Raw genomic sequence first — 17,569 nt, 5'->3', positions numbered from 1 at the left:
GGCAGCAATGTCATCGAGCACAATCGTCAAAAACCACTCCGGAGTCTTCAAGATCGGCGGCGACATGCCGGTCAACCGCCTAGGCTTCGGCGCAATGCGCATCACCGGCAATGGCATTTGGGGTGAACCCGCCGACAAGGACGAATGCCTGCGCACGCTTCGCAAGCTGCCCGAACTCGATATCGATTTCATCGACACCGCCGACAGCTACGGCCCCGAAGTCAGCGAGCGCCTGATCCGCGAAGCGCTCTATCCCTACAAGGGCATCAAGATCGCGACCAAGGCTGGCCTCGCCCGCACAGGTCCCAACGTCTGGGTCCCGCTTGGCCGCCCCGAATACCTTCGCCAGCAGGCCGTTCTCAGCCTTCGCCGGTTGGGCGTCGAACGCCTCGACCTCTGGCAACTGCATCGCATCGACCCGAAGGTGCCGCAGGCCGAACAATTCGATGCGATCAAAGCGATGCAGGCTGAAGGTCTGATCTGGCATGTCGGCTTGAGTGAGGTCGGCGTGAAAGAGATCGAAGCGGCGCAGAAATTCTTCAAAGTCGCGACGGTGCAGAACCGCTATAACCTCGCCGACCGCGCCAGCGAAGACGTGCTGGACTTTTGCGAAAAGCATGGCATCGGCTTCATCCCTTGGTTTCCGCTTGCGGCCGGCGATCTTGCTAAGCCAGGCTCACGCCTCGAAGCAATCGCGAAAAATCACGACGCCGGTCCGAGCCAGATCGCACTCGCGTGGCTGCTGAAGCGCAGCCCTGTCATGCTTCCGATCCCCGGCACCTCGAAGGTCAAGCACCTTGAGGAAAACATGATCGGCGCCAACATCAAACTGAGCGACGCGGAATTCGCCGAGCTCAGCGCACTCTCTAAGCCGAAGGCATAACGCCCGGCTTCACAGGCGGAGAGCTGGCGAATGACGTCGCCAGCTCTTTCATCAAAGCGCGCACTTCCGGACGCTCGTTGCTATCCCAGTCCGCGAGCATCTTCTCCAAATTATCCTGCCGCTGACGCAGCAGCCGCGCGTAAAGCTGCTGACCTTTCTCCGTCAACTCCACAAAGCCGCCCGGCGCCTCGCGCGCCATGCCGGCATCTTCGAGACGGTGAAAAACCCGCGGCTGCCGCGTTTCCTTCGGCCCGAGCCGCTGGCGAAGCTCGGCCTTGTCTGCCCGGCCGCCGATTTCGCCAAGCCGCGCCAGAAGCCAGAATTCATCCGGCTGCAGCGCGACATCGAACCGCTTCGCTGCCTGCTCATAGTAGCGCCAACGGTTTTCTTTCGCCGTAATGCGCTCGACGATCCGCGCCAGCTCTTCAAGCGACGTCGCATCGCGCGGCATTTGCAGCGGATCGTTCTGCGGCTCCACTGCGAGCGTCGCCCTGAGCGGCACTTCCTTGATCAGGAACGACAGCAGAAACGCAACGAACGCCGTTGCAGCGGCCGTCCGAAAAACCGGATGCAGCGCCGCGACGAACAATTCGTTGTATGTCGCCTTCAATTCGGCGGAGAGCGTACCGATTGCAGTCGGATCGCTCATCGTATCGGCAAGCTGCGGCGCGTGGGCTGCAATTTCCCGGTTCAACGCAAAGCCGAAGATCGCTCCAAACAGCGCCGCACCGACCGAGCCGCCAATCGACCGGAACAATGTCGTGCCCGACGTCGCGACGCCGAGCTGCTCATAGGCGACCGCATTCTGCACCGCCATCACCAGGATCTGCATGACCATGCCGAGCCCGAGGCCGAGCAGCACCATGTAGACTGACGCCGTCGACGCTGAGGTATCGACCGTAATGGACGATAGCAGCACCAGCGCTACCGTCATCACGCCGGTTCCCATGATCGGAAACATCTTGTAGCGGCCGATCCGGCTGATGATCTGACCGCTCGTGATCGAGCTGACGAACACGCCAAGCATCATCGGCGTCAGATGCAAGCCCGCGCTCGTCGGATCGAGCCCTTTGACGATCTGCAGGTAGAGCGGCAGCAGCGTAATCGAACCAAACAGCGCCAGTCCGACAATAAACCCGATCGCCGCGGCGACAACGAAAGCGCGATTGGCGAACAGCGTCAACGGCAACAGCGGGTCCGCAACCCGCGTCTCGATGTAAATGAATGACGCCAGCGACACGACACCGAGAAGCGAAAACGCCACGAGACTGACCGGCGCTTCCGATGCCAGCGTCGCCCCGAGGCTCGTGACGATAACGATCGACGTCAACGTCAAGGCCAGCAGCATGGCGCCGGGATAATCGATCTGGATCTGCGACGGCTTCCGATGCGGCCGGAAGGTCCTATTGATCACGGCGAGCGCCAGGACGCCGAATGGCAAGTTGATCAGAAAGATCCAGCGCCACGACGCGTTGCCGACGATGAACCCGCCAATCAGTGGACCGAGCACAGTCGACAACCCGAACACACCGCCGAAAAATCCTTGATAGCGCCCACGCTCGCGCGGCGGCACGACGTCGCCGATGACCGCCATCGCCGTCACGATCAATCCGCCGCCGCCGAGGCCCTGCACGATGCGGAATGCGATCAGCTCCGGCAGGTTCTGCGCCACACCGCACAACGCCGAACCGACGAGGAAGATCAAGATCGCGACCTGCAGCACGATCCGCCGTCCGAACAGGTCGCCGAGCTTGCCGTAGAGCGGGACGACGATGGTCGTCGCCAGCAGATAGGCCGTGACGATCCACGACAGATGCGACAGCCCGCCGATCTCACGCACGATCGTCGGCAGCGCCGTCGAAACGATGGTCTGATCGAGAGATGCGAGCAATAACACCAGCGCCAGCGCCGAAAAAATCGCGATCCGCTCGCGCGCGCCGGTGTCGGGCACAGACTGTTGCCTGGAATTGGAAATTGCCATGTGCCGAACATCACCCCCGCATTTTCCGCGCATGCCATTGCGATGCACCGCGATCTCGCCGATCAAGCCCGGCAAATTCAAATTGAGACCAAGCGTGTCATCACGCCTCACAGCCAACGAAAAAAGCCGGGGTATGTCCCACGAGGTGGGGAACGCGCCGATGCCGTGCTGGTATCCCACAAAAGGGCATATTAGACTTGGGGGCCGTGAATTGCTGAATCTCGATCACAGAGCAAGCTTTCCCTAAAGTAGCGCCGCATAAGCAACACAACTTGTCATAAGCTTCGCGCCGTCCGGGCCGTCGGTTGGCCCGTTCGTGCGAATATGTTAGCCCAGCCTGAGAAATATTGAGGACCGTATGCGCTCACTGACGACGGCCATCGTAGCAGCAGTGCTGATGTGGCTGGCGGCTTCACCCGCCGCAGCCGGCCCCGCTCTGCTGTTCGAGCCTTCGACGGGAAAGATCCTTTACGCCGAAGATATCGACGACATCTGGCATCCCGCGTCTCTCACAAAACTGATGACGGCCTACGTCGCGTTCGAAGCAGTCAAGAACGGCGAGATTCATCTCGACGACAAAATTCCCTGCTCATTGCCCGCAACGCTTCAACCGCCCAGCAAAGTCGGCCTGCAAGTCGGCCAGACCTTAACCGTCAAGCAGGCATTGCAGGCCGTGATCATCAAGTCTGCCAATGACGTAACGGTGATGCTGGCGGAAGCGATCTCAGGCAGCGAAGCGAAATTCATCGACCGCATGAACGCGACGGCGAAACGCCTCGGCATGACGCACACGAGCTACGTCAACACCAATGGCTTGCCTGATCCCGGTCAGCTGACCAGCGCTCGGGATATCGCGAAGATCGCGCGCGCCGTGACCAGCGAGTACCCTCAGTACGCCAGCTACTGGGCAATGCCTGCCATGCACATCGGCAAGCGCCGTCTCGGCAGCCATAACGCACTTCTGAAAACATTCCCCGGCGCCGACGGGCTGAAAACCGGCTTCACCTGCGATTCCGGCTACAATGTCGTCGCATCCGCAACGCGCGACGACCACCGGCTGATGGCCGTCATTCTTGGCGAATCCTCCGGCAACGAGCGCGCCATCCGCGCCGCGGCCATGCTCGAATACGGTTTCCAGAACTACGACTGGAAGCAGCTCTTCAATACCTCGACCATCGACAACTACCCGATGGACCCGAACTATAAGACGGTGCAATCCGTCCGCGATTCGGTCGCGGCATGGGGCTGTCACCCCCAAGGCAGCCATACCGCCGGACGCAAGCACAAGTCGAAGCGCAAGCTTGCGGCCGCCAAGAAGAAAGCCGCCGAAAAGGCCGCTGCCGCTGCGAATGCCGAACCTGCGGCGTTGAAGGGACCGGTTGGTCCAACACCGAGCGCTCCCGCAGCGAGCGGCGATGCGCCGAGCGCCGCTGCCGCGACGGCCGATTAACCGCAATAGCGCTCGCTGACTCTAGACCAGTAGCTCCAGCGGCCTGTCGTCGAAGGGGCATCCGGGAGGCTGAGCCGAATCCGGCGGCGACGCCTGATCGGAATTGTCGCCGTCGTCGCCATTCCCTCCATCGTCATCCGGCGACTTGGCGCTATCGTCTCCCGAAGAACCCTCGTCAGGTGAAGCTTGCGACGGTGGCTGCGCCGAATTGGCGTCCGGTGCGCCATCGTCTGGCGCAGCGTCTTGCGCGAGTTCCATTCCGGCACACCCGCGCAAAACAGGACACTCGCGGGCCATTATGGGCGAAGCGGTAACGAAAACAGCGATCGCAACTGCGACCAGCGCCGACGCCTCGGAAACGTTATTCATACGACTTTCGCCCTAGCTTTTCGGTCTACGCGCCCGAAATCAATCAAAAGCTGTTCAGTTTAACCTACCTTTAGGACGTACGGAAAGCATCCGCGCGCAACATGGCTCCAAACTTGCTTTTCCCGAGTCGTCAGTTTTCCAACTACGACTTGAATAGGAATTTGCGATGACTTGGCCTGCCCGGGCGACCATGAACAAAGAAATGGATTTCACGCCGCCGCCCCAGGACCTAGGAGCGATGGCCGAGGTCCTCGAAGGCAAACACGGATTGTATGCGGCGGGGATAGCCGAATTCTTCGCACTGTATCACGGCCAGAAAGGCGATGTGGGACGCGCATGGGCCTGGACCGGCGTCGCCGAACTCGTCCGTACGCGTGAACGCGAACGTCTCGACGAGATGTAACTTAATTTTCTGCGTCGGCGGCCGGCGCGCGGAACGCGTGTCGCCGACGCCAAAATAAAAACTCCTACATCGGCGCGGCGATAACGAGGGTCCAGAACGACTTGAACTCGGTATGCGGATCCTGCACCAGCGCAATACCCATGCCGGTTGCATCCGGCGTCAGCAGGTTCTTGTTGTGGCCGGGGCTTTCTTCCCAACCCTTCATCACTTCGTTGAAGTTGATCTGGCCCGTGCCGACGTTCTCCGCCGTCAAGCGCGCTTTATAGCCCGTGCGCTTCACGCGGTCCCACGGATTGGAGCCGTCAGACCCATAATGCGAAATGCGATCCCACTTTGCGAGATCGCGCGAATGCGCTTTCGCCGCCTCGGTGAGTTCCGCATTGAGCTTTAACGGCTTCAGCCCGTACTTCTTGCGATAGGCATTAATGACGTCGCGCGCCATCTCGGCGTTGAGCGCGGTGTGCGAATAGTCGCGATTGGAGAGAACGCCCGGCTCCGCCCGTTCGTAGGTTCCAGCCGGCGCCTTATCCAGCGTCGCGACCTGCGTGCCGCGCGACGTCGAAGGCTCGCCGCCAAGTCCGACGCTCTTGGGCGCCGACAGATACGACGACGGCGACACCGAAGACGTCGTTTCGGGTTCCGTAAATCCTGACGAGATAGAAGACGAGCCGAGGCTACAACCGGCGAGTGCGGTTACGAGCCCGGCGGTGAGCGCAACGCGATACATTCTGGCAACTCCCGGCACGAAACGGGCGGCTGACGTCAGCATTGCCGGAAATCCGTTAACTGGGCGTTAACGCTAACGAAATGCGACTCGCAGCATTTGGCGCGCCGCCGCGACGCCTGAGAGCCAATCATGACACCGGAACCCTCAACGAAACTCTGTCCCGCCCCGCCTCAATGATCGCGCCAACAAGGTGTCGCGATTTTGACCGCCGCACGGCGAAAGGCTGGCGCAGCAAGCGTTTGTGAGCATTTGCGCCGACCTTCCCTCGCTGTGGGTCTTTGTCGGCCGGCTCTTGGAAGTGCTGGACCAATCATCAAAGTTGTCGCGACAGCGCATTTGATTCGCGCCAGGAGAGACCTTTCGATGACTGCAGCCATCGAACATTCGGAGCTGAAGACCGACGACGAGCCATCGCCGCTCCTCACGGTCCGAGATCTCTTGCTACTGCGCATCGCGGTCGGCAGTGCAACGCGCGCCGATCTGCAACGAGACGTTGCGCCATTGCTGGCGTCGAAGATTTCCGGCCTGGAATTCCGCCGCTCCGCCGAACTGGCTCTCAGCACGCTCGCCGGCGCTCAGCTCGTCTCGGAGGCGAAGGGCGGCCGGCTGACCGCCACCGACAAGGGACGCCAGGTTGCAGAGGCGAGCTTTGCCGCATCCCGCACCTTCCCGGCGACCTGGAGCGACGCCAAGACGTCGCTCATCCTCGCCGCGCTCTCCGCCAGCGACACGCCATCGATCCGCAAGGGCTTGGCCCGGCCCGAGGGCCTCGCCGCGCTCATCGTGCAACGGCACTTCGGCAAGACGACGGGGCGCGTTCTCTCGCCTGCCGATCTCCGCTCCGAATTGGCGATCATCGCGCTCGAACGCGCCTTCGGAAACAAGATCAAGACCGGCTTCGGCAAGAGCGCGGGCCTGCCCGCCAAAGCCGGACGCCTGCTCGCCGGTCAACTCTTCCGCTCACCACGCGAAATCTCGACCGACGGCAAGCTCGTCATCCAGCTTGCATGTGAAATTGTCAGCGCCCGCGAAGGCAGCCTTGCGGCCCTCGAACTTGCGCTGCTTCGCACCCTTCTCGCACCGAAGGAGGAAAATGCCCGCGTTGAGACGTCGCGTCCGCAACAGCGTGCAGAACCGCCGAAACGTCCTCTCGCGCGCACACCACCTCCGCTCCCCGCCAACGATCGTTTGCCGCTCGACGAAACCCAGCCGCCGCCTGCACCGCGAGTTGTCTCGCCACCCGACATGCAGGAATTTTGTCAGGCTGTTGTTGATGCGGCACGTCCTGTCGCGGAGGGCTGGCCAGGCAACCGGAAGGCGTTTATCTCTTTGGTATGGAAGGCGATTCGCAACGCACGACCCGACTGGGGTTTATCCGAGATTGCGTTCAAAGGAATGCTCGCGGAAGCCCATCGCTCTGGCCGGCTTGAACTAGCGACCGCTGATCTCAAAGACGGTCGCGATCTCAAATCGCTCGAGGATTCCAAGATCCTCTACAAGAACACCGTCTGGCACTTTGTGCGCGTTCAAGATTGAAGGCATTTCGATTAGATCAATGGGTGTTGAAGGCGCTTCCCTCAAACAGTCGACGTTCGCCCCCTCGCTCGCGCCTGACAAGCTGAGCGAGGCGTTCGAGCATTCGATCACCTGGGAAGATGATCTTTGGCGCGCTGACCCGGTCGACGTGCCGGAAATTCACGCCAAGGCGCGCCAGAAATTCAACGATCTGCTGACGGCCGTCACCTCGGGCCGCGGCTATCACATGCAGGATCGCATCCTGCTGTTTCACGGCCAGTCGGGCGCCGGAAAAACCCATCTTCTGCGCGCGCTCAGAACGGACTCGCATCGCACGGGCCAAAGTTATTTCGGCTACGCGCAGATGACGCCCGACGTGCAGAACTACGCCGATTTCTATCTGCGGCGCCTCGTGCACTCGCTGGAAAAACCCTACGATCCGGATCGCTTCGGCGAATCCGCACTGTCGCGGCTAACGAACCGGATGGTGCTCGATTCCGAGGTGATCTCTTCCGAAGACCTCGACAAGCTCCGCGACGACACGCTCGACGACAAGCAACTCGCACAGCTCATTCTGCGTCTCGCCGACCAGATCGTCGCCTGCGAAAAGTTCCAAACCCAGGAACTCGACATCAACATCGTGCGCGCGCTTCTCTATCTGCAGCGCCGCGATCCGCGCATCGACCAGCGCGTCCGCCAATATCTCAACGGCCGTAATCTGACGGCGATTGCGCACGAAGCCGTCAGCGCGCTCGACCCGAACGACGGCGAAGATCGCGCTTTCGAGATCATCAAGGCGCTCGGCGCACTCGTCTGGACGGTTGATCGCGCCGCGCTCGTCTTCTGCATCGATCAGGTCGAAGACCTGCGCTTCTTCGACAACGCCGAAGATCGTTTTCAGCGCGCCGTGCGCGATCTCATCCAGATCGCCAACCGGCTGACGAATGCGATCATCATCATTTCGTGCCTTGAAGATTTCTACGGCCAGGTGCGCAGCCTCGTCGCGCAGTCCTACATCGACCGCATCGAGAAATCCGGTCCCGTCCTGCTGCGCGAAAGCCGGACGCCGGAAGAAGCGCGCCTCATAATATCGAAGCGTCTTGCCTATCATTCCGAGGTCAACGGCGACGGCTTGAGCTTCCCCGATGCCTCGCAATTCTTCGGCCCGCAGTTCTTCGAAGAGTTCGGCGGCCTGTCGACGCGTCGCCTGTTGGAGCACGCCCAATCGCGCCTGCGCGAAGCGACCTCGACCGAAGGCGATGACCGCGAGCCGGAGCCTGAGCGTCCGTCCTTCATCTCGACACTGGCGCAAGCGCTTGGCCAGGCAATCGGCTTCAACGACGAACCCGATGCGCCGGGCTCATTGTCGGCCGTCCAATTCCGCGAAATGTGGGAACGCTTCGCCAACGAGAGCGAAGCCGAAATGCCCGCCGATGAGGGCGAACTCGTCGATATATTGTCCGGCGCTCTGCAGCTCGCACGCGAAGAATGGAATAGGGCGATCGAGATCACGACTAAGAGGCTGGAACTCGGCGACGAGCTGCCTGCGCTAGATCTCACCGTGCGTCACCGCACCGGATTTGCCAACGACGTGCGCATTTTTATCTGCAACGGGAAGACTCAGGGGGGCGCCTTGAAGCGCCAGCTCGACAAAGTGCTGACATCGATGCAGGGCAAGCCCTGCTTCATGCTCCGCGCGAGCGACTTCCCCCCGAACTCGAAAAACCAGACGGCCCAGGCGCTCAGGAAATTCCGCGAAAATGGCGGCCGTCAGCTTCTCGTGCCGATCCCCGAGTGGGAACGCATGATGACGGTACGGGAGTTCACCGCGCATCATCGCGGCGATGCGAGCATGACGCAATGGCTGGAAGGCGCAAAGCCATTGTCCAGCCTGATCTCGATCACGCACCTTTTGCGTCTCGATCTGCTCGGCCGTCCCGTACCACGCCTCGTCGCCAAAGAGATGGACGACCCGCAATCGTCGCTCGACGGCTTCGACATGCTATCCAACGAACAGGCGCGTGGCGCGAACCCGAACGGCAACGACTCTGGCCTTCCCGCCAACGATGACGACCTTCCGATGTCTGTCATCCTCGACGAAGACGGCAGCTACGGCGCGAGCATTCTCGCAGGGCGCGAAAACGGCATGCGTGGGCCGCGTCCCGTAACACTCAACAAGAGCGTTCTAAAGCGCCACGCAGCGTTCCTCGGTGGCTCCGGCTCCGGTAAAACGACCCTGGCGCTCTCAATCATCGAGCAGCTTTTGCTTCGCGGCATTCCCGCGGTCCTGATCGACCGCAAAGGCGACCTTGCGAGCTACGCCAACCCCGAAGTCTGGCGTTCGAGCGAAAACGAAACGCCCGACCGTCGCTCGGAGCGCGAGAAACTCGCCGACGCGATTGACGTCGCCGTTTACACACCGGGCCGCGCATCCGGCCGGCCAATCTCGATTACACTGCTTCCAAACGGTATCAACGAGCTGCCCGATCACGAGCAGCAGTTGCTGGCGAACCTGTCGGCCGCCGCTCTCGGCGAAATGCTGCATCTGAAGAATTCCGCGACCCACCAGAAGCAGTCCGGCGTGCTCGCCGTGGCGCTGCGCATATTAGGTTCGCTGTCGACCAACGAAGTGACGCTCGCCGACCTGATCCATCTTCTCGAAGATGAGCATCCGGAGCTGACCGACCAGACCCAGCGCATGGACCCGTCGGGCAAGCTGCGCCGCGATCTCGTCGCTCAGTTGGACTCGCTGCGCCTGCGCAACGCCGCGCTGTTTGAAGGCGGCGGCGAAAGCCTGCGCATGGAAAGCCTGCTCGGCCTCGGCCGTTATCAGCGCCCGAATCGCACGCGCCTGTCCGTCATTTACACCGGCTTCCTTGGCGACAACGAAAACATCCTGTTCTGGGTCTCGCAGTTCCTGTCGGAAGCGCTGCGCTTCTGTCAACGCAACCCGAACGACGAACTGCAGGCCGTCGTCATGTTCGACGAAGCCGACCTTTACATTCCCGCCAACGCAAAGCCTGCGACCGCAGAGCCTCTGCAAAGCTTGCTGAAACGCGCCCGTTCCGCCGGTCTTGGTTTGATGCTCGCCACCCAGTCGCCGGGCGACCTCGATTATAAGAGCCGCGACCAGATCACGAGCTGGTTCATCGGCCGCGTTCGCGAAGACACCGCCCTTCGCAAGCTCAAGGCCGCCTTCCAGTCGGAATCGGGCCTCGACCCAGCCCTGGCGCTGCCGGGCCAAACCGTTGGTGAATTCCACCTCGTTCAGGAAGGCCTTGTGCGGCCGATAAAGGCCCAGCGTTCGCTGATCGGCGCCGAACAGGTGCCCTTCGACCGGATCGAGCAATTGGCCGCCGAAACCCGCGGTACGGACGAGCGGCAGCTACGCCTGTTTGACGTTAGATAAGTTCAATTCGCGTTTCAAAACATGACACGGCGTGTGATGTTGCGCGGCCAGAGTTTGCCGCCGCGAGTGCGAACATGACCGCATGATGACTCGGCAAGACGCTGATATATCAGCATAAAATAAAATTATCACCGATTAGAAAACGATGCGCTGACCTATGGGTTAAGCATCAATCGCCATGTGATCTCTGATCTACTACGGCGACTGCAAAATCGAGGCAGGCTCTGTCAAGTTTTTTTGCAAGGCTGTATTCTGACAAGGCTGGGAAGTAGGGGTTTATGCCCGGCAGCGCTGATCGGGGGCGGCTCCTTTCAGTGGAATGAGATGCGGCAACCGAGGGGGCAAACCGGTTGGATCATCGCTTAGGGCCGTGCGTAACAGTGGAGAGAACTTAAAAGTTCGAGTGCGGGGTAAAGAGTTATGGTGGCGAAACCATTCGTGATGATGGTCGTTGCGGCCCTCATCGGTCCGGCCGTTGGCGTCGGCCTTTTCATTCTTATGAACAACTTCTGATCCGGCGAGCCGTCAGGCTTGCCGATCAACAAGTCATATCACTCGCTTGCAGCAGTCGGCTGCCGGCGCAGGCCATATATTTGCCGTCTCCGGGCGCCGAAACCGCCCAGAGTCCGTTGAGTTGACGCCGCAAAGGTCAACTAACAATCCGTACTGAGCCGCCGCCCGTCCTCGGCGACGGCATTAGCGCGGCTTTGCGACACCGATGTTACGTCTTCTGCGGCATCTGACCGCCCTCGCGGACTTCTGCCTCTGGGCACCGCGTTGGATTGCGCGTTGGCTGATGATGGCGGTGGCGTTCAACCCGAAGCTCGGGCCGCTCCGTCACGTCTTCACAGCCGCGATCGTCTACGTCTTCTTCGCGCTGATCCTAGTCTATATCGCAGCGCCCATCCGAGGCTACCTCGGAGACGTATCTATGCACGACAAACTCGGCTACGACGCCGAGCGCTGGCTCGCGACAGCGATCTATGACCCAAAGGGCAACTTCGTCGGCACCTTTGATCCCCGCCTCGATAGCCTGCGAGATGTGAACTACACCGACAGCGCCATCGCGCTCGGCGATTACGTCGCAAACCCCGATCACAAATCGATCCCTGTGCGCACTGTGCCGGAGCAATACTGGCGCTGCCTCTCATACCACGAAGATCGTTATCTCGGCGGTCCGCTCAATCCGTTCGGCATCGACCTTCTCGGCGTCCTGAAAATTCCGGTGACCGCCGTCACGCGAACGATCGCGTCTGGTCGCCCTTCTCTCGGCGTTGGCGGCTCGACGCTGCCTATGCAGTTCGCGCGCGTCATCTACAAAACTCCGCCGAGCGCCGACGAAAGCGGCATCGACAAGCTCAAACGCAAGTTCGGCGAATGGTGGCTCGCACCCGTCATCTACCGCGACCTCACGCGCGGTGGTGACGACACGCTGTTGAAGCAATGGGCCGCGAACCACATCTGGCTCGCCCAGCGAACCGGCGGCCAACCTCTTCACGGCGTCGAAGTCACGAGCCAGGTCGTGTTCGGCAAGGAAGCAAAAGACCTCTCGACCGCCGAGCAGTTCGTGCTCGCCTCAGCCGTCAACAAGCCGATCATTCTGCTCGAAGGCAGCGACCGCCTGAATGCCGTCCGCCTCGACCGCTGGCGCTACATCACAGAGGTGCGCGCCCGCACCTGCGCCGAAAAGCTCATCACCGACGAAGCCGAACAGCGCAAAGTCGTCTTCGAGCTGATGGCCCTGGCGGGCGGGCCACCCGATCCGAAAGTCAAACCAAAACTCGAAGCTGCCCTCGAACGCTTCGCGCCGCATGAAATGAAACGCGCCGAAGCCAACCCGATGATCCGCGCCAACCTGCTGCTGCCCGCCGCACGCTTCGGCATCCGCGAAGAAATGAAGCAGCGTTACGGCTTCGCCTGGCGCGACCACATCCGCGGCGTAACGACGACTTTCGACATCGGCGACAACCTCGCTTTCCGCGACAAGATCGATGCGGAACTGAGCGCCCTGGACACGAAATGGGCCTCCCGCATCGACCCGGCCTTCACGCTCGATCCCCAAAAGGTCACTGCGGACAAGACGCTTCCGGACGTCGTCGTCGTCGCGGCTGACGGCAACGGCAATATCGTGCGCTATTACGAATCCGGCGAGACCGCGGCCTACTTCGGCTCGCTCCCAGCCCGCCGCTCCGATACCGGCTTTTACGATCCATCACTCGAAAGCCGGCAGGTCGCTTCGACCGGCAAGATGATCCTGGCCGTCGCGCTCGCCAACCAGGGCCGCGATGGACCCGGCAGTCTCTACACCGACTCTCAGGCGCCCGCCCAAGAGCTCGACACATGCGCCAAGGGCGGCAGCACCGGCAGCCGCAAAGCGATCGTCGCGTTTGCATGCTCGCTTAATGCGCCGCTGATCACTCGCGGCGCGCAACTCGGGCAAACGCCGATCAAACGGCTGATCGACGGCTTTGGTTTCACGATGCCACCCGCCGCCGCGCTCGGCGGCACGCCACCATCGACGGCCGTCGTCCTCGGACAGGTTGCAGCCGCCCCGCGCCGCGTCCACTTCATGTCGAGCCTCATTCTTGCGTCTCTCATCGGCCGCAGCACGCAGCCGATCCATCCGCCGACGCTGATTGCTGCATACGACTACACGCAGAAAGGCCAAGGCGGCGCCGGAATAGCGGCCGCGGCGAGTCCTGCGATCATCCCGAAAGCGTTGATCCGCCCGAGGGCGACCGGCTTGATCCGCGCACTTCTCGAAGCCCCGCTTTGCTATCAGACCGGCGGGCAATCTTACGGCACGCTCCGAAGTCTCAGCCAATGGTGCGCACGACGCCGTGGCGATCTGCGTGTGCACTTCGCGAAAACCGGAACCTCCGTCACACTCGATCCCGACGCGACGGTCGACACCTGGGCGTCAGGCGGCCTGCAATTCACGAACGGCGCCGCTTATTCATATGTCGTCCTCGTCGGGACCGGAAACGCATCGCGCCCCTGGGCCCGCCATTTGCACGCCGCCCAGATCGCAGCACCCCTGCTCGACGTCTTGCTGCGCGATCTCGAAGACGACGCCAAATCGCATCCGCGCCGCGACTTCCTTCCTCGGCGCCGCACGGTGCCCGTCGCTGCAACGCGCATGTCCGCAAAAGAATTCGCCGACGCCGCCCGCTGACCTCGTCTCCCTCTCCCCATTCCTGCAATTCAATGCGGAGAGGGGAAGACTTTCGTCATCCTCGACCGAGTGAGCAAAGCGAATCAAGGTCGGGGATGACGGACTTTCATTCATCGCGCCGCTAAACATTCGTCGACAGTCCGACATTGCTCAGCCGCAGTTTAACCATCAAAAACGCCGACTGGCCGCGGAGTCTCGACGCCTCTCTTGGGTAGGGTTGGCAGTCATGAACCGGAAAGGCGCGGAACGCGGAGGCGAGGCAGGCTCACTGCGCCTCTATGCAGACGCACGCGCCGAGGCTGACACGCCGCAAAAGCCTCCCCGCGACTGGAAGCGCGCCATCCTCATCGTCGGACTCGGCGCGCTGTCCTGGGTCGCAACCTACGTCGGCATGCTCGAACTGATCGAAGCCAACATGGGCGATCTGCCAATCGTCCATCGCGTCATCGTCGGCTTCTCGGTCGCGATGCTGATGACGATGATCGTCTGGCTGCTCGACCAGCTCTTTCGCCCGCATCCTTTCGTCACGAAACTATCCTATGCCGGCGGCTACATCTTCCTGTCGCTGATCTCGATCGGGTTCGGTTTTGGGTTTTACTGGAAGGTTCTCGAAAGCCGCGGTGAGGCAACGCGCTCGGCCGAAAGCGCCGTCTCCGAAGTCCAGAACGCGCTGCACGGCGCCGAGACGCGGCTCGAACAATTGCAGGCGACGCTGACCCAGCTCACCCAGGTCTCGACCGAAAAAGCACAGCTCGAACAGACGAAAGGCACCTCATGTCCAAATTCGAAGCCGGGCGACGGACCGCGCCGGAAGATGCGCGAAGACGATGCTCAGCGTTTCTCCTTCGCATCGGACTTCGTGAAGGGCAGGATCGGCGCGGTGAAGACCGACATGGAAGCCCTGAACGGCGACTTGACGAAGATCGTCTCAGCGGACTCGTCCACGTTCGATCCCAAGACCGGAACGCGAAATGAATTCATGCGCGCGCTTGGACGCAAGCTTGACCTGACGGCAACAGGCTTCAACGCCTTCCGCACCGATCCGCAGCTTCGCCAGATCCGTTCCGATCTCGCCGACCGCGCCGAGCGCACGACCTTCAGCGACGGCCGGAACGGCACCGTCACCTGCCCCGATCCGCAATTGCAGATGGCGCTGCACGGCGTTGTCAAAGCCATCGACCAGTTGCCGGAGTTGCAGAAGCCCGAGATCGCGACCGTCGAAGGCTCGGAAGCAACCATCGAAGCTTTCCGCCGGCTGACGACGACCTTCTACGGCCTGTTGTCGTTCAAGATGCCGCCGTCCGCCGACCAACTGCGCGAACTGCAGAAGAAGGCGATCCAATCGGTCGAGAACCCTGCCGAAATGCGCAACGCCGACGATCGGGCGGCCGGCCTGTCGAAGCGCGACTATGTTCCGCTTGCAGTCGCGCTGTTCGTCGATCTCTGCCTCTTCCTCGTCTCGATGGGCAAGCGCCCCGGCGGCCGTCTCGACGGTCTCGTGCCGAAGATGCAAGCCGCCGAGCGCGGACCGGTGATCGAAATCCTGTCGCGCTTCAACGACATTCACCGCGACAAGCAGATCCGCGAAAACTTCGAGCTGTTCCGCCATGTCGTCTTCGACATGAATGGCGATTACTACGTTGCCGTGCCGCTCGATGCGCCGCCGCGTCTCAATCCGGCCGAACGCGAGAACCTGCGCGTCGAAGCCCAGCTTCTGGCCAACTTGTTTGCGAGCTTCGAACGCGAAAAGATTTTTAAGCGCACGCTGCTGCCGACGACCGGCAGCGTCCAGAAGCGGCTTGCGCGCCAGGGCTCGAAATTTGCGAACTCGGACTCGTTCCGCGTCTATAAGTTCACGAACGGCGCCTGGTCGGACATCATCCTCGGCGCCGTCATGGGTGCCGCCCGCCGCGCCGAACGCAACGAGTTGCGCCGCAACGACTTCGACGAGCATGATGCCGCGCCGTCATCGCCCGTGCCGTCAACGCCATCGCCGGAAACAAAGCACACGCCGAACGCCGCCCAGCAAATTGAAACGGACGCGTTCGAACCGGACGAACCAGCGCCACGTCCAAAATTCGACGCCGACATTCGCGGCGCCAGACCCAACGGCGCCATCGACCCGGAGCACGCAGCGCGCTTCGGCCCCTATGCCGGTATCTACCGCCCGGAACCGGAATTCTCGCCGCCGCAAGCGCCGCGCGTCAGACGCCCCGTCGCCAAGCCCGAGCCGGAAGCCGATGTCACCGTCAAAGCCGCCAACAGCAACACCAGCCGCGCCACGCCAAGCGAGCCACCGCCGCTGCCCGAACCCCGCCCCGCGACCGTCGTGACAATTCCTCGGTCCGTCGAACCGCGCGCCAGCGTCACCCTCCAGCGCGAAACCGCAACATTTTCCGTTCCCGTTAGCGAAGCCGTTATGCCGGATTCGTTAAAAGCCGCGATGCGTGCCTTCGATGCGCAAAGGCACGTCATATCGGCCGATGCGGACGACGAGCAGCCTGTCGGCCCCACCCCTCAGAATCACGGCCGGATCGTCGCATTTCATGCGGAAGATCAGCTCTCGGACGACGACCGCGCCTTTATTCGCCGCATCGCCCCACCCGCCGCCGAATGAAAAAGCGTTGGATAGAAAACGGGATAACGATGTTCGCCTTAAAAGGAACCGAGCCGCAACGCTTGTTTAACATTCTTCTTGGCTTAATGGGGTCACCGGATGCCCTGCGGGGGGCAGTTCGATCACCGAACATGACCGGCTCGAAATGGGAAAGAATAAATGCGCATCGCTTCACCTTCGCGGCCAATGATGATGTCTCGAACGGATAAGGAAGCTCGGCTCAAGGACTTCATCGGCGAGGCCTTCACCGCCCGCGGTGAAGATCCGGCACGTGAAATTTGCCTGACGCTCTTTGTCCGTAACCCGGATAGCCCGGCTGCGCGTGCGCTTCATGCCGCGTGGTCCGATGGCCTGATCGCAGGCGCACGCATTCTCCTTGTCGTCGGCGATACCACCGTCGAAGAACCGTCGTCGCCGTCAATCCTCGACGTCACAGATGTGGAATATCGCGTCCTTGGCGAGGCGAGCTTCGCACCGGCCCACGAACAGCTGACCGTCGGATCGACGCGCGTCTGGATCGGCGATTGCCTCCGCCGCGATCCAACCAAGCGCGATGCCTTCGAGCTTTACCACGGCAACGACGTAACGAACGCCGTCTTCGCGCTCGCCTCGTTCGAGAAGCTCTGGAAGCGTGCCCGTCCGCGGAAACTGCCGCGCACCGAAGCGCTCTCGCCGGAAATCATCGCCGCCCAGTCGGACGACGCCAACGTGCTCCCACTGCGCCCGCGTCATTAACTAAGCGGCCGTCGGCGACACGGTAGATCTTCAATGCCATCTTCGGCTTCATGCCGAAGGTGGCATTTGCGTTTTTACGCCTTCGACTTCGCCCCCGAAGGGAGAAGGCGAACACCTTTCAAAAATTCCCCAAAATGAAACTTATCCCCGCCTCTCGGCGCGGTGGTAAATTGCTTGCCTGAGCCAACGTTAGAAAAAGGCCGCAAGAACGCGCAAGCACCGGAAATTCCTAATTATCGCCGCGCTTCGGCCTTTGGACCTTGTTGGTCTTTTGCTTGAAACGCCAACTGGCGATACTCCACCAG

The 17,569-nt window shown here is 61.5% G+C and carries 11 protein-coding genes; 8 read left to right on the top strand and 3 right to left on the bottom strand.

Annotated elements, in window-relative coordinates:
- Positions 1-7 precede the first annotated feature (7 nt).
- A complete protein-coding gene (locus tag HYPMC_RS00295; protein WP_013945722.1) occupies positions 8-883 on the top strand; it encodes an aldo/keto reductase in 876 nt (291 codons plus the stop codon).
- On the opposite strand, the gene HYPMC_RS00290 is transcribed toward HYPMC_RS00295, so the two are convergent.
- Positions 867-2,864: a DHA2 family efflux MFS transporter permease subunit gene (locus HYPMC_RS00290; protein ID WP_155831118.1), complete on the bottom strand. Its 1,998-nt coding sequence runs from the start codon at positions 2,862-2,864 to the stop codon at positions 867-869. The two genes, HYPMC_RS00295 and HYPMC_RS00290, sit on opposite strands and share 17 nt — an antisense overlap.
- Positions 2,865-3,222: 358 nt before the next feature.
- Between HYPMC_RS00290 and HYPMC_RS00285 the strand changes: the two genes are divergently transcribed.
- Positions 3,223-4,314 (top strand): D-alanyl-D-alanine carboxypeptidase family protein, encoded by a 1,092-nt coding sequence (locus HYPMC_RS00285; RefSeq protein WP_013945720.1) that lies wholly within the window; start codon positions 3,223-3,225, stop codon positions 4,312-4,314.
- 21 nt (positions 4,315-4,335) lie between these two features.
- On the opposite strand, the gene HYPMC_RS00280 is transcribed toward HYPMC_RS00285, so the two are convergent.
- Entirely contained in the window at positions 4,336-4,683 is a 348-nt protein-coding gene (locus HYPMC_RS00280; protein WP_013945719.1) for a hypothetical protein, read from the bottom strand.
- 166 nt (positions 4,684-4,849) lie between these two features.
- On the opposite strand from HYPMC_RS00280, the gene HYPMC_RS00275 reads away from it, so the two are divergent.
- Complete coding sequence (locus HYPMC_RS00275; RefSeq protein ID WP_013945718.1) at positions 4,850-5,086, top strand: hypothetical protein; 237 nt, start codon at positions 4,850-4,852, stop codon at positions 5,084-5,086.
- Between the two features lie 64 nt (positions 5,087-5,150).
- Here HYPMC_RS00275 and HYPMC_RS00270 read toward each other — a convergent pair whose 3' ends face one another.
- On the bottom strand, positions 5,151-5,855 hold the full coding sequence (locus tag HYPMC_RS00270) for a CAP domain-containing protein (RefSeq protein WP_244420949.1): 705 nt from the start codon (positions 5,853-5,855) through the stop codon (positions 5,151-5,153).
- Between the two features lie 321 nt (positions 5,856-6,176).
- Between HYPMC_RS00270 and HYPMC_RS00265 the strand changes: the two genes are divergently transcribed.
- The 5 genes from HYPMC_RS00265 (at position 6,177) to HYPMC_RS00245 (ending at position 17,264) form a co-directional block, all read left to right on the top strand.
- Positions 6,177-7,349 (top strand): hypothetical protein, encoded by a 1,173-nt coding sequence (locus HYPMC_RS00265; RefSeq protein WP_013945716.1) that lies wholly within the window; start codon positions 6,177-6,179, stop codon positions 7,347-7,349.
- A gap of 19 nt (positions 7,350-7,368) precedes the next feature.
- Positions 7,369-10,737, top strand: coding sequence for an ATP-binding protein (locus HYPMC_RS00260; RefSeq protein WP_013945715.1), 3,369 nt, complete (start codon positions 7,369-7,371; stop codon positions 10,735-10,737).
- 718 nt (positions 10,738-11,455) lie between these two features.
- Positions 11,456-13,912 carry a transglycosylase domain-containing protein gene (locus HYPMC_RS00255; protein ID WP_013945714.1) on the top strand — a complete coding sequence of 819 codons (2,457 nt, stop codon included), beginning with the start codon at positions 11,456-11,458 and terminating at the stop codon, positions 13,910-13,912.
- Positions 13,913-14,138: 226 nt separating this feature from the next.
- On the top strand, positions 14,139-16,529 hold the full coding sequence (locus tag HYPMC_RS00250; protein ID WP_013945713.1) for a hypothetical protein: 2,391 nt from the start codon (positions 14,139-14,141) through the stop codon (positions 16,527-16,529).
- A 159-nt stretch (positions 16,530-16,688) separates the two neighbouring features.
- A complete protein-coding gene (locus HYPMC_RS00245; protein WP_013945712.1) occupies positions 16,689-17,264 on the top strand; it encodes a hypothetical protein in 576 nt (191 codons plus the stop codon).
- The last annotated feature ends 305 nt before the right edge of the window (positions 17,265-17,569 follow it).

Origin of the sequence: Hyphomicrobium sp. MC1 (genome assembly GCF_000253295.1) — a bacterium.
GTDB lineage: Bacteria > Pseudomonadota > Alphaproteobacteria > Rhizobiales > Hyphomicrobiaceae > Hyphomicrobium_B.
Note: the sequence above shows the minus strand (reverse complement) of the source record. Positions and strands in the feature narration are given on the sequence as shown.